The sequence below is a fragment of the Tissierella praeacuta genome (assembly GCF_040396155.1).
Classification (GTDB): Bacteria; Bacillota; Clostridia; order Tissierellales; family Tissierellaceae; genus Tissierella; species Tissierella praeacuta_A.
The window spans coordinates 1-20,615 of the sequence record NZ_JBEBOY010000045.1 but is presented as its reverse complement, the minus strand read 5'-3'; the positions used below and the strand labels follow the sequence as shown (position 1 = coordinate 20,615).

The following is a 20,615-nucleotide window of genomic DNA, read 5'->3' as shown; positions in this document are numbered from 1 at the left end:
AAGCGAAAAATATCCCGTATTTATGCGGGTTATGGCGTTTTGCAAACGCCTAACAAATATTATCATTAAGAGGTGTTATTATTGACAAGAATATTTTTAATAAGACATGGGCAATCTGAATGGAATAAATTAAATTTGGTTCAAGGACAACAAGATACTATGCTAACTGATCTAGGGAAAAGACAGGCTATGAAATTGGGAAATAGACTTATGACAGAAAATATAGATAGGGTTTATACCAGTGATTTATCAAGAGCATATACTACAGCTAAATTAATATCTGATATAATAGATAAACCATTGATATCAAATGAGGCTCTTAGGGAAATAAATTTTGGACCATGGGAAGGGTTGGATATCCAAAAAATACGAGAGGATTATAGCTACGAATATGCTATTTGGAATAAGGAACCTCATAAGCTTAACATGAATGGTGCTGAGACCTTAAAAACATTACAATATAGGTCTATGAATTACGTTAATGACATTATAAATGAGAACAAGGGGAAGAATATTGCTATAGTATCACATAGCGCTACACTAAAAACTATAATTCTAGGATTATTAGAAATGAATGTTTCATATTATAAGAATATTTCATTAAGTAATGTTTCCCTTACTATAGTTGAATGTAGGAGTTATAATAATGTTTTGACACTATTAAATGATGTATCTCATCTAAAGGAGTTGCTGTAAATGAATGAAAGAGTTTGTATAATAGGAGCTGGACCAGCTGGAATTATAGCATCTGGGATTTCGGGTTCTAGGGGCAAAGATGTGACTTTAATTGAAAAAAATGAAAGAATAGGAAAGAAACTTTTTATTACAGGAAAAGGTAGATGCAATATAACTAATAATTCACCTATTGAAGATTTTTTTGATAATGTAATGAAAAATAAAAATTTTCTTTATAGCAGTTTTTATAGTTTTACTAATAATGATATAATTAATTTACTTAAAGACTATGGACTAAAGATAAAGGTGGAAAGAGGAAATAGGGTGTTTCCAGAAAGTGATAAATCATCAGATGTTATTAAATCTTTTCAAAAATTTTTATCAGCTAACAATGTTAAGTTAATGTTAAATACTAATGTTAGTTCCATTGATATTGAAGATGGAATGTTTATTGTAAAAACTAATAATGATAAGATGATTTTTGACAAATTAATAATTGCTACAGGTGGAAAGTCATATCCTTCTACAGGTTCTACTGGTGATGGGTATAAATTTGCTGAGAAGTTTGGACATAGTATTACTAAAATAAGACCTTCTTTAGTGCCTATTGAAGTCAAAGAAGATTGGATTAAAGAATTACAAGGATTATCTCTTAAAAATGTAACTTTATCTGCTTATTCTAAAAAAAGGCTATTATATGAAGAATTTGGGGAAATGATTTTTACTCATTATGGAATTTCAGGCCCGATTGTTCTTTCTATAAGCAATTATCTATATAGGTATATTAATGATGGAATTCAATTATTTATTGATTTAAAACCTGCATTAGATAATAAGAAATTAGATGACAGAATACTAAGGGATTTTGAATTAAATAATAACAAAAAAATAAAAAATGCTTTAGATGCCCTATTACCTCAAAAATTGATACCGACTATAATATTTTTATCTGGTATAGACCCTGAAAAGCCAGTAAATCAAATTACTAAGGAGGAAAGGCTTAATCTATTAGATGCTATTAAAAAATTTCCTATTACCTTTAAATCCTTTAGACCAATAGATGAGGCTATAGTCACATCTGGTGGAGTATCAACTAAGGAGATAAATCCATCTACAATGGAATCAAAGAAAGTTTCTGGTTTATATTTTGCTGGGGAAGTTATTGATGTAGATGCTTTAACTGGGGGATACAATTTGCAAATAGCTTATTCCACAGGTTATTTAGCTGGAATCAATGTATAATGTTATAATCTACTAAATCATTGAAATATTGTTCATAATTAAGCTAAAATAGCTTGTTTACTATAAGGATTTAATATATAATTATTAAAGGAGTGATGCTATGAGTATTGTAGCAATTAGAGGAGCCATCACAGTTTCAGAGAATTCAGTTTCTGACATATTAAATGGTACTAAGGAATTATTAATTGAAATCGAAAAAAGAATAATATAAACCGGGATAAGGTTATTAGCATAATATTTTCTTGCACTAATGATTTAGACAAGGCATATCCTACTAAGGCAGTTAGAGAATTAGGATATATAAATGCTGGATTAATGTGCTCTAATGAGATGTATGTTGAGGGTAGTCTTGCTAAATGTATTAGAATAATTGTATTTTATAATTCGATAATAAGTCAGAATGATGTAAATCATGTTTATTTAAAAGATGCTAAAATTTTAAGACCTGATTTGTTAAATAATGCCTAAGCCACCCAAAGGTGGTTATTATTTTGTAATGAAGGTTCTTTTATTGGAGGGATATTATGTTAAATAAGAATATTACAATTGCAATAGATGGACCGGCTGGTGCTGGTAAAAGTACTATTGCGAAAAAAATAGCTGAGGCTTTATCTATTGAATATGTAGATACAGGTGCTATGTATAGAGCCCTAACTTTGAAGGTATTAAGACTTGGAATAAATCCTTTATCGACTAATAATGTTATTGATACTTTAAACAGTACTTCTATTGATTTTAAAAATAATCATATATATCTTGATGGTATCCAAGTAGATAAAGAAATACGAGATAATGTTATAAACAAGAATGTTTCTTTTATTGCACAAATTAAAGAAGTAAGAGAAGGCATGGTTAAAATCCAACAAGAATTGGCTAAAACAAAGTCAATTATTATGGATGGCAGAGATATAGGTACAGTAGTTCTTCCAAATGCGGATTTTAAATTTTTTCTTACAGCAAGTGTTGAGGAAAGAGCTATCAGAAGATATAAAGAACTATTGGAAAAGGAAGAAAGAGAAATATCTTACGAACAAGTAAAGCTTGATATAGAAAATAGAGATAGAATAGATAGTACTAGGGAAAATTCTCCTTTAGTGGAAAGTGAAGATGCATATAAACTTGATACTACAAATAAAACTATTGAGGAATCTGTAGAGGAAGTTATTTCCATAGTTAAAGGGAGGTAATAATATGTATCTTTATAATGTGATAAAGACAATAATAGGGACATTATTTAGATTATTCTATAGGATAGAGGTTCATGGGAAGGAAAACATATTAAAGGAAGGAAGAGTAATACTTTGTTCCAATCATATAAGTAATCTAGATCCGATTGTATTATCCATTGTATTTCCACGCCAGATTTCTTGGATGGCAAAGAAACAACTTTTTAATAATAAAATATTATCTTTTTTTCTTACTAAAATAGGAACCTTTCCTGTAGATCGGGAGGAATCAGATCTATCGGCAATAAAAAATTCATTAAAGGTTCTTAAGAAAGATGGAGTATTAGGAATATTTCCAGAAGGTACTAGGGTCAAGGAGATTAATATGGAGAATGCAAAACCTGGAATTGCATTAATAAGTATAAAATCTCAGTCACCAGTTTTACCAGTTTATATAGAAGGGAAATCCAGACCTTTTAGTAAAATAAAGGTTTATTTTGGAAAGCCAATTGATTTTTCTAATAGTTATGATAAAAAGCTAACTAAAGAAGATTATCACTTATTTGGTAAAGAAATTCTACGTTCAATATATTCTATTAAAGATAAAGAGGTGAAAATATAGTGGAAATAATTATAGCTGATAATGCTGGTTTTTGCTTTGGGGTAAAGAGAGCAGTTGATCTGGCAACTTCTGAACTTTCAGATTCTAATAAGAATATTTACTCATTAGGTCCTTTAGTTCACAACCCTCAAGTAGTAAAACAATTTGAGGAAAATGGATTGAAACCTATTAATGGAATTGAAGAAGTTGAAAATGGCAGAATAGTTATAAGGGCTCATGGAGTGAGTAAATCTATTATTGATGAGATCAATGATATAAATTTAGATATTATTGACAGTACCTGTCCTTATGTGAAATCTGTGCATAAGAGGGTTGAAGAATATCAAAATCAAGGATATAATATAGTAATAATTGGGGATTCAAATCACCCAGAGATAATTGGAATAAATGGCTGGTGTAATAACAAGGCATTTATTATAAACTCCCTAGAGGAGGCAGAAGAATTACCTGAGATGGAAAAGATATGTGTAGTTTCTCAAACGACAAATACACAAGAAAAATTTGAAACTTTATCTAAGGTAATAGAAAAAAAAGGTAATGAGGTTAAGATATTTAATACAATTTGTAATGCTACAAGCTTGCGTCAAGAATCATGTAAAGAGGTTTCTGGGAAAGTCGATGCTATGATTGTAATAGGCGGATACCATAGTTCAAATACAAATAAATTGGTAGAAATTAGCAAGAAGTATTGCAGAAACGTATATCATATAGAAACTTTTAAAGAATTACCTTTACAAGTACTATCAAAGTTTAATAAAATAGGAATAACAGCAGGTGCCTCAACACCTGATTGGATAATTAAGGAGGTAGTTGAAACAATGGACAATATTAACAGCAATGAAATGATGGAGGCAATTGAAAATTCTTTTACTAAAATTCATAGAGGGGATGTACTAAAAGGTAAAGTAATTTATGTTACTGATAATGAAGTTATGGTAAATATAAATTATAAATCAGATGGTATTATTAATAGAGAAGAATTATCTAATGATCCAGATGTAAAACCAAAGGATTTATATAAAGTTGGAGATGAAATAGATGTTTTTGTAGTTAGATTAGATGATGGAGAAGGTAATGTTGTTCTTTCTTCAAAGAGAGTAAATGATTTTAAAAATTTAGATACAGTTGAAAAAATATTTAATGATAAAGAAAGAGTTGAATGTAAAGTATTAAATAACATTAAAGGTGGTCTTTCTGTAATAGTAAATGGAGTTAATGGTTTTATGCCAGCTTCTCAAGTTTCTATTAATTTTGTATCTGACTTAAGTGTATATAAAGGTAAAATTTTAATAGCTAAAATTATTGATTTTGATAAAGAAAAGAGAAGAGTTATTTTATCAAGAAAAGAAGTTGAACGAGAAGAATTAAGTAATAAAAGAAAAGAATTATGGGCAACTCTTGAAGTAGATCAATTAGTAGAAGGAACAGTACAAAGGTTAACTGATTTTGGTGCTTTTGTAGATTTAGGTGGTGTAGATGGACTAATTCATATATCAGATTTATCTTGGAATAGAGTAAAGCATCCTTCAAATGTTGTTAAAGAGGGACAAAAAGTTTCAGTTAAAGTATTGGCTCTTGACAAGGAAAAAGGTAGAATCTCTTTAGGTTTGAAACAAACTACTGAGGAACCATGGTCTGCTTTTTCTAAAAATGTAAATGTTGGAGATATAGTTGAAGGAACTGTTGTAAATCTATTGGATTTTGGCGCATTTATTAGATTAAAAGAAGGAGTAGATGGACTACTTCATGTTTCACAAATATCTAAAGAACATATAAACAAGCCAGCAGATGTATTAAAAATAGGTGATAAACTTAATGTGAAAGTTATTGACATTAATGTAGAGTCAAAGAAAATTAGTTTAAGTTTAAAAGATGCTGTAGAATCAGATGAAATAATAGATGAAAATATTACTTTAAATGAAGAACCAGAAGTAACTATTGGAGATATTGTAGATAAAAATTAATAAATTATTATATTATGGGTTTTGATGTAATACAATTACATTAAAGCCCTATATTGCATTTTTGCTTAAATAAATAGGGGGTAAAAATGGACAAGTACGAAGTATTTAAAAAAAATATAAATGGATTAATAAATATAGATTTGAATTTTTATAAAGAGAAACAAATGAAAAGAAGAATATCATCTCTTTTAACTAGAAATAATTTTAAAGATTTTGATGATTATTTTATTGGCTTAAAAAATGATAGAAATCTTTTAGAGCAATTTATTAATTATTTGACCATAAATGTTTCTGAATTCTATAGGAATCCTTCCCAATGGGAGGTACTAGAGAAAAATATTATCCCTTCTTTGATTACGAAAAATAAAAAGGGATTAAATGTTTGGAGTGCAGCCTGTTCTACTGGCGAAGAGCCTTATTCTTTAGTTATGATGTTATCTAATTTTTTTCCTTTAAAAGATATAAAAGTATTAGCAACAGATATAGATAATGAAGCAATGAACAAAGCAAAATTTGGGTTATATAGTGAAAAATCCTTAGCAAATCTTCCAAGAGGATTTAAGGAAAAATATTTTAGTAAAATAGAAAACTCATATAAAATATCAGATGATATTAAAAAATGTGTTGAATATAAAAAAATGGATTTGTTAAAAGATAGATTTCCATCGAATGTAGATTTAATTACCTGCCGAAATGTAATGATTTATTTTACTGAAGATGCAAAAGAAATTTTATATTCTAAGTTTTATAATTCCTTAAATAATAATGGAATATTATTTGTTGGAAGTACTGAACAGATAATTATGCCTGAAAAACATAAATTAAAGGCGGCGAAAACATTTTTTTATGAAAAGATAATTTAATTATTGAATAAAATCATAAATAAAGGGGGAATAGATTTGGATACCAAAGTATTTTTGGAATTATTATGTAATGGTAAAGGTGTCTCGGGATATGAACATACTTTAAAAAATACTATCATTTCAGCATTTAATGAATATATTGATGATATTTCAGTAGACAAGCTTGGAAATATTATAGCATTGAAAAAAGGACTATCTAATGGAAATAATATAAAAATAATGCTGGCAGCCCATATGGATGAAATTGGTTTAATGGTGAAGGATATTGAAGATAATGGATTTATTAGATTTACTAATATAGGAGGAATTGATCCAAGGACTATTTTAGGGCAAGAAGTTATTGTACATGGTAAAGAAGATTTTTTTGGTATTATAGGCTCTAAACCTCCTCATCTACAAGATCCATCAGAACATGATAAAGCTATAAAGATGGAAGATATGATTATAGATATTGGGTACCCTAAGGAAAAGGTTGATGAAGTTATAAGCATAGGAGACTCCATAACACTCGGAAGAAATATGGCTAACCTACAAGGAACAAAGGTAGCAGGAAAGGCCTTAGACGATAGGGCTGGAATAGCAGTTGTCTATGAATGTATTAAGGAACTAAATAAAATTAAACATGAAGCAGATGTATATTTTGTATCTACGGTTCAAGAAGAGGTTAGTATGGCTGGGGCATTAACTAGTACCTATAGGATTAATCCAGATATAGGTATTGCTATAGATGTTGGATTTGGAACAACGCCTGAGCTTTCTAAATCTGATTCAATAGAACTAGGAAAGGGACCTGGAATTACATTGGGAGGAAATATTCATCCAACACTTCGAAAGAAACTTACTGAAGTAGCTACAGAATATAATATTCCTTTTCAAATGGAAATATCTCCAGGATTAACTGGAACTGATGCAAGGGCTATGATAATAAATAGAGAAGGTATTCCTGCTTTAGTTCTTTCCATACCCTTAAGATATATGCATACATCTGTTGAAGTAGTTGATATGATTGATATAAAACATACCGCAAAACTATTAGCATTCTTTATTGCTTCTATTTCTAATGAGAATTTGGAGGGATTATTATGCTATTAAAACAATTAACAGAATCATCTGGAGTATCTGGTAACGAGAAAGAAGTTAGAGATTTAATAATTTCTGAGATAAAAGAACATGTTGATACATTAAAAATAGATAGAATAGGAAATATTATCGCATATAAAAAAGGTAAAGATACTAATAAAAAACTAATGGTTACGGCACATATGGATGAAGTTGGACTGCTTGTTAAAGAAATAGATAATATGGGATTACTTAAATTCACTACAGTAGGTGGAATAGATAAGAGGATTTTAGTATCAAAACCTGTTTTAGTTGGTAAAAACAAGATTATGGGTGTAATTGGGGCAAAGCCTATTCATCTTCAGAAAAAAGAAGAGTGGATGAAAGCATTAACATTAGATGAATTATACATAGATATAGGTGTAAGCTCTAAAGAGGAAGCTGAAAAAATAGTTAGTGTTGGTGATTATGTATCATTTGCATCTGATTATGTAGAGTTTGGTGAAGATTTAGTAAAGGCAAAGGCCCTTGATAACAGGGTTGGATGTTCACTTTTGATTAATTTGATTAAAGAAGTAAAAGATATTAGCTTTTATGCTGTATTTACAGTAATGGAAGAAATCGGGCTAGTAGGAGCTGGACCGGCAGCATATGAAGTCAATCCAGACATTTCATTGGTTTTAGAAGGAACATTATGCTATGATATGCCGAAATTGGATACATATTTAGTTCCTACTTATCTTAACAAGGGGCCGGCTATATCTTTAATAGATAGAACTACTATGTTTAATCGTGAATTTAGGAAAAAGATAGCTAATATTGCTGAAGAAAACAATATTCCATATCAATATAGAAAGACTTCTATGGGTGGAAATGATTCTGGTAAAATTCATACTACTAAGGAAGGTTCAATAACCACTACTATATCTGTTCCTTGTAGATATATACATTCACCAGCATCTGTAATGAGTAAAAATGATTACAACAATACTTATTCACTTCTAAAAGCCATTTTATCTAAATTTGAAAAGGAGGAATTATAATGAATATAAACTTCGAATTATTAAAAGAGTTAGCTGAAATTTATGGACCTTCTAGCAATGAATATATTATTAGACAATATATTGTAAATGAGATTAAAGATTATGTAGATGAAATGGAAATAGATGCTTTAGGTAATTTAATCGCTAGGAAAAAAGGTAATGGAAAAAAAGTTATGATTTCTGCTCATATGGATCAAATTGGACTTATGGTAATCGATATAGATGAAAAAGGATTTTTAAGATTTACAAATGTAGGTGGAATTTCTCCTGTTGTTTCAATAAGTCAACAAGTTGTATTCGAAAATGGCACTATTGGGGTTATTTATGCTGAACCTGTTGATGATATATCTAAGTTAAAATTAGAAAATATGTATATAGATATTGGTGCCTTTAGTAAAGAAGAAGCAGAGAAGAAAATAAGTATAGGAGATATTTGTATATATAAATCAGAGTATGTAGAAAATGAAAATGTCGTATTTACTCCCTATTTAGATGATAGAGTAGGATGTTTTATTGCAATTGAAGCCCTAAAGTCCATAAAAAATCCAATCAATGATTTATATTTTGTTTTTTCAGTTCAAGAGGAGGTAGGACTTAGGGGAGCTAAGACTGCTGCATATAGAGTTAGTCCAGATGTAGGTATATCTTTAGATGTAACAAGTAATGGTGACACTCCTAAGGCTAAGAGATTTGCTATTGGATTAAATAAAGGAGCTGCTATTAAAGTAAAGGATAATTCTATCATCTGTCATCCAAAAGTAAAAGAATTACTTGTTTCATTAGCTAAAAATAATGAAATTCCTTATCAAATGGAAGTATTAGAATTTGGAGGTACTGATTCTGGAGCTATTCATATTAACAAAGAAGGAGTTCCGTCAGGAGTAATTTCTGTGCCTACTAGATATGTTCATTCTACCATAGAAATGGCATCTAAGGATGATATTATTAATTGTACAAAGCTATTAGTAAAGTTTTTAGAGGATAAGTTGGACATATAAGAATTTGAGTGTAGTATAAGCAAAATTAATAAAACCTCCCATTATATATGTTTAACATATATAATGGGAGGTTTTATTTTTAGGTAAAACTTTTATAATCAAATATTTATATTTATTATCGAAGTAGATGTCGATAAATGACGAATAAAGATTGTGGACAATAGTAGATAAGATTGATATAATCTAATCAATCGTTGGTAATGCTTGGTATTTATTGTTTCCCATAGATAAATACTAGGAATAACTTTCTATAGGGGAAGAAAGTTATATTCAATTACTAGTGTAGAAAAATATAAATTATATACAGAAGAAAGGGGCTATATTATATGCTGAAGAAAAATGTTAAGAAACACCTGTCGGTAGTATTATCAGTATTAATGTTACTTGCAATCCTTCCGTTGAATGTGATTGCAGTGGAGGAACATGAACAAGACGGTATTTCTTTGCGATCTTTTGGCTGTGACTATTGTGGAGAAGGTCAAATTGTAAGCAGAAAAAAAGTAGTATCCAATTATCTTGTAGGTGTTGAACAATGTGGACATTCTTCTAAATGCAAGATAGAAGAAAGATATATTACAACCCAGACTTGGACTCAATGTACCACATATGGATGTTATCACTCTGGAGTTGATACTCAACATGAAACAAAGTATATTCATACAAGTTGCGGTAGATAGTGAAAAAACAATAATTGGGAGATTGATCCCAATTATTGTTTTTAATAGTGTATATTTTAAAGGAGACATGTAAATGTTTAATAAAATAAAGAAAAAGCTTGTTTATCTGTTACCTATATTAATGTTTTTATTAACTTCCTGTAAGAGTACAGAAGCTTTACAAAATTCTCAGATTACATCAATTAAAGATACGTTAGAATATTTAACATCAGAGGAATGTGATGGAAGGCTGCCAAATACAGAAGGAAATAAAAAGGCTCAGGAGTATATAAAGGATAAATTTGAAAAAATAGGATTAGAACCCTATGGAAATAGTTATCTATTTGAGTATAATCATATGGGCTGGAATATTAATAATGAAAACTATAAAATGGTAATTACATTTTTAGATGGAGATACTAAAGAGTGTGAATATGGGAGAGATTTTTTAGAAAATATTATGACTAATGTAGATTTTAAGGGAGAATTGGTTTTAGACTATAAAGATGAAAATATAGAGAATAAATTTGTGTTGTTAGAGAAGATGGATAATACTGTAGAGGTGAAAGATAAGGCTAAGGGTGTAATATTTCCTATGGAAAGCTTTAGAAGAGGTGCTCCAAAGATTGAAGAAGAACATATAACTATGATACAAATAAGCCCTAGTCTATATAAAGAGATGCTAGAAAAAGGAGTAAAAGAAATAAATGTGAATTTCCAAGTGGATGGAATAGAAGAAGAATTTCCTCAAAATAATGTAGTTGGAGTGATACCGGGTAAAAATAGAAAAAACGCCATAGTTATAACAGCACATTTTGACCATGTAGGAAGTAAAGGTAATATGATATGGAAAGGTGCAATAGATAATGGAACAGGAGTATCTGCTCTGCTGGATATTGTGGAAAAGTTAAAATTGCATTCCGATAAAGAGAAGCTAGAGCAAGATATAGTATTTTGTGCATTTAATGGAGAGGACTCTTTATTTCAAGGAAGTATTCCATTTGTAGAAGATATATCTACTAAATACGAGAATATATATAATATAAATATAGACTCTTTAGGATTAAAAAATGGTGGTAGATTATTAGTAGATGGAAAGGGAGAAGAAAATGAACTTGTAAAAGCTATTACATCCCAATTCAAAGAACATGGTGTTGAAGCATATTCTGATGGTGACATACCTAGGGGCAGTGATCATATTATATTTATAAATAATGATATAAATGGAGTAGGATTGTCTCAAGAAAATATAAAGGATGTCATACATACTTTGGAAGATACTATGGATAAAGTAGATATAGAATATATAGAAAGATTAAGTAATATCCTTGTTGATTTTATAATAAACAATTCAAAGGATACGTTTAAATTATTAGACAATAGTTTAAATGCAGTTAAAAATCTAGATGATATACTATCAGAGGAATATATTAAATTAAATTTCAATGAATATAAATTTATAGAAATTAATGAAAATAAAGAGTTGATTAGACAGGATCTTGGATTTTTTGTTTCTCCAGCTAGATATAATGAAGATTATCACAAGGGTATGGAACTTGAAGGTTTCTATAAAATTTACCCAGAGTTTCAACTACCTGAAAAACTAGGAAACTATTATCTGTATACAGTTAATGTATTTGATCGATCTGAGGAATATATTGATGATCCTGAGTTGGATAAAATTTATACTATAGAACCTAAGATAGATAATATAGGAAAAATAGAGTTTATGTTCGATAATAGATTATCTAATAAAGATATTTTAGATAATGCTAGTATATCAATTGGATTTGTAATTGAAGATAAGGATATTAAAAAAATAAAATATACTTATGCTGAATATACAGATAGTGTGATATCTGATGAAGATATTACTATTGGAGATGAAGTATATAGTCCTGTATATAAAAAGTCAAATAATCAGTTAAATGGTTTATATAGAAAAGTAGAAAAAGATGGTAAAATCTATAAGATTATGATTACTACCCCTTATAGTAATACAGAGTGGCAATATAAAACAATAGAAGAATCTATAAAAGTATATAAGGAACTTAATATGTCACCTTTTATTGAAGACATACTAAAAGTACTTTTGAATTAGAAAATACTAAGTTATTTATGTAAACAAATATAATGATATTGTAGATAAAGATTTTGCTTATAAAATATATTTTCAGAGGAAAATTCTAATTATTGACAGTTCATCATAGTGTTAGAATCCAAAGAATTATATAATAATTTTTATACTAATATTAACAGGGAAAGGTAACACAGGCTTTAATTTATTGAAATGATTTTTAGTAATAAAATCCATTCTTTGCAGTAAATAAGATGGATTTTATTTATTTTCCATCGACAAATATGCATATAAAGTACTATGTATTTTTTATAAAATATTAGAATTTTGTTCAATTATAAAATAGTATGTGGAGTTTTGTATTATTATGAAATAATTTGTATGAAAAAAATTTCTAAAAATTAAAGGAATTATAAGTTATTTGGAGAATTATATTAGGTAGTAGACTGGATTCGAGGGGGATATATTATGTTGGATTTGAATCATGAGTACACTATATCGGAAGTATCTGAACTGACTGGATATGCTCCACATGTCCTAAGATATTATGAAAAAGAATTTGAAATTGATGTTCCAAGAAATAATTCAAATCATAGGTATTTTACATATAAAGAAATTGAACTAATACAATATATAAAGACTTTACAGGATAAAGGATTTACTAATAAACAAATAAAACTTATAATACAATCACCAGAGGTTATGATGACAAATCAGGAGGCAACAGATGTAGTCGCAGTTGATGATAATATGTTTTTCGATACGTACCAATTAGCTAAAGAAATAAGCATGACTTTGGAGGAGGAATTCTTCGATAAATTATTTGCTCAGATTAATGAAGGTTCAGAAAAAAATATTAAAGTAATAGAGGAATTAAGGGATGAAGTAGCAATGCTTCGAAATGAATTAAATTCTAAGGAAAGAGATGTTTTAATATGTGAGAATGCAAAGCTTAAAATGAAAATTAAGGAAAAAACTTTTGAAGTTATTGAATTGAATGATAGATTAAAGAAAATTGAGGAAAAAGAAGAGGGGTTCTTTAAGAAGCTATTTAAAAAGAAATAGTATAAAGGTGATAACTCACCCTTATACTATTATTTATATGTTTATTTTGTATTATCTTTGAGCTTCATATTTTCTTAAAAGTTTAACGAATAACTCAGGAACTTTAGCCATATTTTCAGGTGATTCAACGAAAGAAATTCTAAACTGAGTTTTTCCTGGATTTTCTTCATCATTTTCAATATCATAGAAACCTTTCATTGGTGCTACGAGTAAAGTTGTTTCAACTCCATTAATATCAACTAAACCTTCTCCAGCACAATATAGAACGAAATCAATTGAATCGAAACCAGGTTTTACAACATTTCTTACATCAATTACTAAATAAATTGATGCATCAGGACTTGAAACAATAAGCTTAGGTTCCTGTTCTTTAAGTCCATTATAAACTTTTACTATTAAATCTTTATAATAATCTCTTTGTTGTTTACACCATCCAAGAATACTTTCTTCGCTTTCATGTGATAATGCTCCGAATATATATTGACCAATTACATTAGCGCAAAGATTAGCTGTATATTCAGCAACTGAACGGTTGTTAAACTCTGCATTATCTGTAATTACTGCACCTATTCTTAGACCACATGCATTCCATACTTTTGAGGCTGTTTCAATACTAATTCTTCTTCCTTCAATTCCTGAAACATCTGCATCTGTTAATCCCCAAATACTTACAAGTTTTTCTTCTTCATCATAATATAACTCACGATAAGCTTCATCACTTACCATCCACATATTATATTTAACACAAAGTTCAGCAAGATTTTTTAAAATATCATATGTGTAATATTGTCCTGTTGGATTATCATAAGGGATTACTAAAAGTGCTCCTGGATTATTTTCTTTTATTATTTCTTCAACTTCATTCATATCGGGTAAATTAAATTTCCCATTTTCACCCATATGACGTTTTATGGTTACAGTTTTACGTCCAATTCTTTCTGCAAATGAAATATAGTTTGTATAAGCAGGGTCAATCATCATAAGAGGTTTTTCATCAGTTCCAGCAGGTCCACAAACCCCTAGAAGTAATAATTCCATACCAGATGAACCACCATCTGTTATTTGAACATGAAGATTATCTACATCGAAACCTTCACTTTTTAAGATATTTTTAAAAGCATTTTGTGCTTCTATAGTACCTGCTGTCCCTGAATATCTAACAACTCCATTTGCAAAAGGACTTTCAGATGAGTTAAGCCCAAACATTCTTTTTTGCATAGCTGGATTCGTTGGTAAAGATACATTTCCTATCCCAACATTTATTACTGCTTGAGGTTTTACTTTACGTTCGTCATATTTCATTTGAGCTAAACGAACATCTGATGGTTTCCTTGATTCAAAATGCGCTGATAGTATTGGTTTACTCATTATAATTTTCCCCCTCTTTTATATTGTATATTAAACTTAGTTAATAAATTTAATTACTGTACTCACCTCTATTATACACTAATTTAAAAATTTTTCACCCTATTCTTAATTTTTAGGTCAAATTATTTACTTTATTATGAATAAAAGTTAAATTGTGTGATTTAAATATCTTAGTATGTAATATTAATTCATTGGATTGCAACTGGAGAATCATTTATATAATAGATATTTCTTAGATTGAATTGATGATAAATTAAAAATCTACAAGAAATATTTAAATTTACTTGTAGATTTTTATAAAGATATATAAAGTGTGTAACAGGCTAAATTAAATGTAATTATTTAATATTATGGTATTGATGTAAAAGTTTATCTAATATTTGGCTTAGTTTAATTACTTCCGAATCAAGAAGATTATATTTTTTATCGGATATCAAATTATGAAGTTTAATCCTCGTATCCTCTATTTCTTTAACAAGGTTTTTAAGCATATTTTCATCGTGCAAGTTACATACCCCTTTTCTACATTGTATTTATTTAACCTGTTACACTGATACAAGTTTATATAAAAAACAATGTATATGGGAATATAACTAAGAAAAAAATATAAAGAATATTTTCAGATAAATATAGGCTGAATTAAGTGGACTTTTTATAACGATAAAAGATAAATGTTCAGTTGACTTATATGCTTGTTTAGTGAAAGTATATGTGAATAGTATATTTAAGAATGGATTTGTTAGTTGGAATTGAAAAAGACTTCTTCATATTTTCTGATAACTAGAAGAAGTCTTGAAGATGCTATATGATTAGGAAGAAATACATTTAGATATTTTTTACTTAGAGGTTATATCTAATCGCACTTCATCATTTTTATTGTACGCTACAATTAAAGCTGTATGATTTTCCTTTTCCAATTGGAGCATATTTGGCTTTCCGTCAAGTGTAGTTTTCCATCCATCTTCATGTAGAATAGTTTCATATGATGTAAGAACATCTTCTAGTTTAGTATCCTTAATAGTATAAGTAACCTTTTTTAGTTCCGATGATTCCTCTTGGTTTTCGCTGGTTTCATCAGTTATAGCAACCATATTCTTATAGGATGGTAGATATGGAAATTCTTCGGTATATGAAATTCTTGCGGTACAAGAAATAAGAAATATAAATAAAAAGCTTAATAATATTAAAATCTTTTTCACAGATAAAATCTCCTTTTATTATTAGTTTATTATTAGTATTTCCAAAATCTAAATATATATTTAATTAGGAAGTAATAAAAATTAATAGTCATTGTTAAATAAAATTAGGAAGGTTTTATAGATTAGATATAACGGATAGGAAGTATATAAAATAAGACATTTGAATGATGATAGATATTTTTATAAAAAATATTAAAATAAATGTATAATATTTTTAATTCTTCACATAATAAGGTTGTAAGGTTCGTAAATAGAATTCGACTTTCAGTTTTCACTGTAAGAAAAGTATGTTCTCCTTTCATAAGGTCCATAATGGATTTTATGAATATAGACATATTAATCGAATCCATTATGGACCTTACTTTTGTTCTTTTTGTATTAAATCAATATTAAATAATTTAAAAATAAGAAAATTTATTCTATAACACTATCATTTGATTTTTTGAATATTTTAATATCTTTCAATACATAAACCAGAAATACTCCTGATAATAAAGCCAGTATTTGCAAAACCAGTAATCCATAATCTTTACTAATAATACTAGTAATTCCTGCTATAATAGAAATTACGATAATAAAATATCCCCCAATTTTTGCTATCTTTTCTAACATAATTATCCTCCTATTATTTATTTTATTAAATTTTAATTTAATTAGCTCCTATGTATAATATATCTGAAGCTTACTTAAATTTTGTTTAAATTAATATTTATGGAATTTTAGAATATGAACTTAATTGCTGTATTTTCTATTTTGCCTACTTTGACCACTTATATTAATTTATATATAAATATACCACTATGTAGGAACGAACTCAAGATTTAAAATAGGAAAATACAAATAAGACTATAAAGGTAGATATAGTAATAATATTAAAACAAGCACCTACGGTCTAATATCAGCGCTGCTTGCTTTAAAATATCTTTCTTAGACTTACCACTTTCGTATAGTTTCACCATTTGTTTTTTGAACTTAGGGGGTATAGGTTCTTCTTTCTCTTTTTTTATATAAACGATTCTACTTTTAATATATTGATATTAGTTTACAAGACCTTAATTTAGTTGCCTAGATTATTGTAACCTATCACTATATTAAGTTATATGTATATGCTATAATTTTCATATAAGTAATTTGTAGCGGTATAATAATATGAAATATATCTAAAATTAGGAGGTATTACAATGATTAGCTTTCTTATGCTTGGTAGCTTAGTACTTGGTTTAATTGCATGGGCATTTCCAATTATTAATCTCATGCAACATAGGAACAATAAATATAGGAAATGGGGTATCCTTTCAATTTTAAGTATAAGTGCTTGCTCAATTTCTCTATATTTCCAGTTATTTTATAGCTATCATTTGGTTAAGATAGGGGCTAGGTCTGCTCTTATGGATACTTCATATACTATAGCATTTTTATCAGCAGTACTTCTTGTAATTACGATAATACTTAATGTGGCAACACTGATTTTATATCATGGAAAAGAAACAAAAGGTTTATAGGCTTCAGTTTATCTTTTATTAAATTTAATGTAGATAACAAGTATAATTATTTAAAGGTTTAAATATATATCAGTAGAAAAATGCTCAATAAATATGTCATATGATTATTCTATAATAGGAGGTTACTGTGGGTGATTTTAGCATTGTAAGGTTATCAGACTTAAATGATGAATATAAAGAGAATGCAATAGAATTATTTGTTGATGGATTTAAGTATATGTTTTCATTTACAAAGAACAAAAATGTTTTAAAAGAGTTATTTTTAAACCCTATGGACTTTTCTATGATATATGTAGCGTTATATGAAAATAATATAGTAGGATTTATTGGAGTTTCCAATAATAAAAAACATCCTTCAATCAGCAAAAATATAGAAAAAATTAATGGGATATTAGATAAGGAACTTGGTTAATCCAGGTTCTTTTTAAAGAAAGTAATAATAAAAGGTAAAGAGGGGTTTTGGCAATGAAAAAGACTATCATAGGCTCTGTAATTTTATTATCAGGTGTAATAATTGATATGACTTTAATTATGGCTGCAGCATTTTATACTCCATCTATGACAGCTTGGAGTGGATTAAAATTATGGTATGCAATTTTTGGAGCAAAGAAGTATGGAAACGGAGTAGTTGAAAGTTTATTTCTTGGAGTGCCTTTTGTAATTGGAATAATGTTAATTATTATTGGATTAATTATATTATCGGTGGAGTATTATAATAAAGAAAATTAAGATAATTTCTTTATATTATCTTTAATAATTATGACTAATTTAACCAGGTTAGAGAGGAGTTTCTAACCTTTTTTATTTCATAATAAAGGATAAATATAAAATTCACTTACTCATAAGGAAATAGACTTTGTATTATTGTTATTAATTTGTTTATGAAGTTAATTTAATAGGATCATTCCTGTGTGGAATAGTATCAATAATAGGACTAAGAATAAATCTAACACTGAGAAATGGTTAATATAAGGACTCAATATATAGGATAAAAATAGTTGAAATGTAATTTATGTTAGTTTAATATAATGAAAGGAGGGGGTTTCATATGAAAATTAAAAAAATAAGATTTATAGTATTATTAGTAGTATTAGTACCTATATTATCAATGTTAAATGGCTGTGCAATATTTAGTAATGAAATTGGAAAAATGAAAGAAGCATTAAGAGGAAGAACTGCCATAGTGCAGACATATGATGAAGAAAGTAATATTATTGATAGTATTAAAGGTAACTCAATAAGCATTAGTTCAGAAGATAAATTTAATTCTAAGGATGAAGAAGGTAATACAATTAATAAGTCTTCTGTAATAAATTTAACTATAGGCGGCAAATCTATGGTCCATGTTGGGAGTAGTTTAATTCTCTATGAAGAAGGTTTGACAGATATATTTAATGAATATAGTAAAACAGCTAATATTCAAAATATTGATAGGTCAACCCCCTTTGTTAATAGAATGGTAAATGATATGAAAAATCTTACTACTGGAAAAGGTAGAATAATATTGATAAGGTCACAATCTGGAAAACCATTAGCTACATTTGCAGGAGACAAGGTTAGTTACTTTGCAACAGGAATAGATAAATCTACAGGGATATTAATAGATGGGAAATATCTTTTTATATATAGATGTGATTATACAATTTATGATATTGGGCTATTAGAATAAATTATAGAAAGAGAATCTATAACCCAGAGACTCAGGGATAAATTAAATCCTTGAGTTTTTTAGAGGAAAGAACTTTTTTATCTAAAATTATGATCTTAACAAATATACTCATAATTGATATATAACTAAAATTCTTTTCAGAATAGTAATGATAAAAAATAGACTAAAGATAGTTTTTATAGTTCTTTAATAATACTATAGTTTGCATATAATGGCAATATACAAAATTAAGCTATTAATATATAAGTAAGAAAAGTAAATGAAAATACCTACCATATTAAAGGCAAATAGTGGAGTTCTTTAAGTTAAATATATACTAGTAAGTAGGAAGTGAAGTGATAAGATGAATACTCATTTACTCAAAAGGAATAAAGAGAGATTTAACAAGTTGAATATAATAAGTTGGCAGGATAAAGGCATAACTGGTAAAGGTGTAAAAATTGGGATAATAGGATATTCACCTAAAAGCCATCATAATGGAGCTGAACTGATTAAACAAGTCGTTCCCGATTCAGAAATAATAGAATACAATGTTATGGATGATGATTCATATAGATATATATGGGAGGATGCTTTTCAAGCAATGGTTGAGGATGATGTACAGGTGGTATGCAGTAGTCTTAGAATAACTTTGTGGAATAGTGAATTACGAAGATTATCAAAAAAGTTATACGATAAAGGTGTAATTATGATTGATAGCAGTGATAATGAGGGTAGAGAGATAGATGCTTATCCTGCTTTAGATAAACATTGGTTTGCTATAGGAGCTTATGATGGCAAAGGTAGGGCGGGATATAGCCAGTACGGTGAAAACTTATTAGGATTAGGATATACAGACTATGCTGTTAAGAATCAATATGGTGACTATATACCATTAAGTCATACAAGTGGAGTAGTACAAGTTGTATCTGGAATAGCCGCTATGTTGAAACAAATTAATTCTAATCTAGGACCATTAGAATTTGAGGAATTTATTAAGAGAAATTCAATAAGGCTATCAACTGAAGATTGGAATGAGGAAGAAGGTTGGGGGTTATTGAATCTGCCTAATGAGGTTCAGATGACAGTAGGTATACCTAACGATAATAGTAATAACATAACAGATGATAACATTCATTTTAAAGATGCTAAGCCTAATAGGTGGTTCTATAAGGTAGTAAATTGGATGAAAAGAAAATGAAAATATCATATAAAAGGAAATGGTGCTTTGATGATATTTGATAAACATGCAAATTTAAAGTATATATTTGGAGAATGAAAGTTTTGGGCAGAGGAATATTATGTAAGCATAGCAGGCTTAAATGAATCCATCATAAAAAGGTAACAGAAGAACAATAGAAAAGGAATGCAGGGGCTCTTAAAATAATTAGACATTATTATTTAAAATCATAATTAAATTAACCTGTTGTGCTAGTTAAAAATTACAAATATAAAAACTCCAGCAATT

General features: G+C 28.3%; 21 protein-coding genes and 2 pseudogenes. 19 read left to right on the top strand and 4 right to left on the bottom strand.

Translation table 11 applies throughout. From position 1 onward, the window contains the following. The first annotated feature begins 81 nt into the window (after window positions 1-81). From ABWP20_RS15900 to ABWP20_RS15840, 13 genes and pseudogenes are all read left to right on the top strand, one after another. Window positions 82-696, top strand: coding sequence for a histidine phosphatase family protein (locus ABWP20_RS15900; protein ID WP_353097127.1), 615 nt, complete (start codon window positions 82-84; stop codon window positions 694-696). Further along, window positions 697-1,917 (top strand): BaiN/RdsA family NAD(P)/FAD-dependent oxidoreductase, encoded by a 1,221-nt coding sequence (locus tag ABWP20_RS15895; protein WP_353097125.1) that lies wholly within the window; start codon window positions 697-699, stop codon window positions 1,915-1,917. A gap of 100 nt (window positions 1,918-2,017) precedes the next feature. After that, window positions 2,018-2,385, top strand: a pseudogene (gene aroH / locus ABWP20_RS15890) (chorismate mutase). 56 nt (window positions 2,386-2,441) lie between these two features. Beyond that, on the top strand, window positions 2,442-3,104 hold the full coding sequence (gene cmk / locus ABWP20_RS15885) for a (d)CMP kinase (RefSeq protein WP_353097123.1): 663 nt from the start codon (window positions 2,442-2,444) through the stop codon (window positions 3,102-3,104). 4 nt (window positions 3,105-3,108) lie between these two features. Continuing rightward, complete coding sequence (locus ABWP20_RS15880) at window positions 3,109-3,705, top strand: lysophospholipid acyltransferase family protein (RefSeq protein WP_353097122.1); 597 nt, start codon at window positions 3,109-3,111, stop codon at window positions 3,703-3,705. Continuing rightward, window positions 3,705-5,669: a bifunctional 4-hydroxy-3-methylbut-2-enyl diphosphate reductase/30S ribosomal protein S1 gene (locus tag ABWP20_RS15875; RefSeq protein WP_353097120.1), complete on the top strand. Its 1,965-nt coding sequence runs from the start codon at window positions 3,705-3,707 to the stop codon at window positions 5,667-5,669. Before ABWP20_RS15880 ends, ABWP20_RS15875 begins: the two co-directional genes overlap by 1 nt. 86 nt (window positions 5,670-5,755) lie before the next feature. Then, window positions 5,756-6,532 carry a CheR family methyltransferase gene (locus ABWP20_RS15870; protein WP_353097119.1) on the top strand — a complete coding sequence of 259 codons (777 nt, stop codon included), beginning with the start codon at window positions 5,756-5,758 and terminating at the stop codon, window positions 6,530-6,532. Between the two features lie 36 nt (window positions 6,533-6,568). Further along, window positions 6,569-7,624, top strand: coding sequence for a M42 family metallopeptidase (locus ABWP20_RS15865; protein ID WP_353097117.1), 1,056 nt, complete (start codon window positions 6,569-6,571; stop codon window positions 7,622-7,624). Then, a complete protein-coding gene (locus ABWP20_RS15860) occupies window positions 7,615-8,634 on the top strand; it encodes a M42 family metallopeptidase (RefSeq protein WP_353097116.1) in 1,020 nt (339 codons plus the stop codon). The genes ABWP20_RS15865 and ABWP20_RS15860 overlap by 10 nt, the downstream gene beginning before the upstream one ends. After that, complete coding sequence (locus tag ABWP20_RS15855) at window positions 8,634-9,632, top strand: M42 family metallopeptidase (RefSeq protein ID WP_353097115.1); 999 nt, start codon at window positions 8,634-8,636, stop codon at window positions 9,630-9,632. The genes ABWP20_RS15860 and ABWP20_RS15855 overlap by 1 nt, the downstream gene beginning before the upstream one ends. A 326-nt stretch (window positions 9,633-9,958) precedes the next feature. Further along, window positions 9,959-10,309 (top strand): hypothetical protein, encoded by a 351-nt coding sequence (locus ABWP20_RS15850; RefSeq protein WP_353097113.1) that lies wholly within the window; start codon window positions 9,959-9,961, stop codon window positions 10,307-10,309. Window positions 10,310-10,382: 73 nt separating this feature from the next. Then, window positions 10,383-12,389 (top strand): M28 family metallopeptidase, encoded by a 2,007-nt coding sequence (locus tag ABWP20_RS15845; protein WP_353097112.1) that lies wholly within the window; start codon window positions 10,383-10,385, stop codon window positions 12,387-12,389. A 444-nt stretch (window positions 12,390-12,833) separates the two neighbouring features. Continuing rightward, window positions 12,834-13,430: a MerR family transcriptional regulator gene (locus ABWP20_RS15840; RefSeq protein WP_353097110.1), complete on the top strand. Its 597-nt coding sequence runs from the start codon at window positions 12,834-12,836 to the stop codon at window positions 13,428-13,430. A 51-nt stretch (window positions 13,431-13,481) separates the two neighbouring features. On the opposite strand, the gene ABWP20_RS15835 is transcribed toward ABWP20_RS15840, so the two are convergent. The 4 genes from ABWP20_RS15835 to ABWP20_RS15820 form a co-directional block, all read right to left on the bottom strand. Next, on the bottom strand, window positions 13,482-14,798 hold the full coding sequence (locus ABWP20_RS15835) for a pyridoxal phosphate-dependent aminotransferase (protein ID WP_353097109.1): 1,317 nt from the start codon (window positions 14,796-14,798) through the stop codon (window positions 13,482-13,484). 338 nt (window positions 14,799-15,136) lie between these two features. Continuing rightward, window positions 15,137-15,304, bottom strand: coding sequence for an aspartyl-phosphate phosphatase Spo0E family protein (locus ABWP20_RS15830; RefSeq protein ID WP_353097108.1), 168 nt, complete (start codon window positions 15,302-15,304; stop codon window positions 15,137-15,139). 330 nt (window positions 15,305-15,634) lie between these two features. Then, a complete protein-coding gene (locus ABWP20_RS15825; RefSeq protein WP_353097106.1) occupies window positions 15,635-15,997 on the bottom strand; it encodes a hypothetical protein in 363 nt (120 codons plus the stop codon). A gap of 414 nt (window positions 15,998-16,411) precedes the next feature. Then, a complete protein-coding gene (locus ABWP20_RS15820; RefSeq protein WP_353097105.1) occupies window positions 16,412-16,609 on the bottom strand; it encodes a hypothetical protein in 198 nt (65 codons plus the stop codon). 569 nt (window positions 16,610-17,178) lie between these two features. On the opposite strand from ABWP20_RS15820, the gene ABWP20_RS15815 reads away from it, so the two are divergent. The 6 genes and pseudogenes from ABWP20_RS15815 to ABWP20_RS15790 form a co-directional block, all read left to right on the top strand. Further along, window positions 17,179-17,499 carry a hypothetical protein gene (locus tag ABWP20_RS15815; protein WP_353097103.1) on the top strand — a complete coding sequence of 107 codons (321 nt, stop codon included), beginning with the start codon at window positions 17,179-17,181 and terminating at the stop codon, window positions 17,497-17,499. Window positions 17,500-17,626: 127 nt separating this feature from the next. After that, the gene (locus ABWP20_RS15810) at window positions 17,627-17,911 is read left to right on the top strand and encodes a hypothetical protein (protein ID WP_353097102.1); all 285 of its coding nucleotides are present in this window, start codon (window positions 17,627-17,629) and stop codon (window positions 17,909-17,911) included. A gap of 53 nt (window positions 17,912-17,964) precedes the next feature. After that, window positions 17,965-18,228, top strand: coding sequence for a hypothetical protein (locus ABWP20_RS15805; protein ID WP_353097101.1), 264 nt, complete (start codon window positions 17,965-17,967; stop codon window positions 18,226-18,228). 319 nt (window positions 18,229-18,547) lie between these two features. Further along, window positions 18,548-19,168 carry a DUF5052 family protein gene (locus tag ABWP20_RS15800; protein WP_353097100.1) on the top strand — a complete coding sequence of 207 codons (621 nt, stop codon included), beginning with the start codon at window positions 18,548-18,550 and terminating at the stop codon, window positions 19,166-19,168. 388 nt (window positions 19,169-19,556) lie between these two features. After that, window positions 19,557-20,348: a S8 family serine peptidase gene (locus ABWP20_RS15795; RefSeq protein ID WP_353097099.1), complete on the top strand. Its 792-nt coding sequence runs from the start codon at window positions 19,557-19,559 to the stop codon at window positions 20,346-20,348. A 6-nt stretch (window positions 20,349-20,354) separates the two neighbouring features. Continuing rightward, window positions 20,355-20,489, top strand: a pseudogene (locus ABWP20_RS15790) (IS200/IS605 family transposase); the annotation flags it as partial. Window positions 20,490-20,615 lie beyond the last annotated feature (126 nt).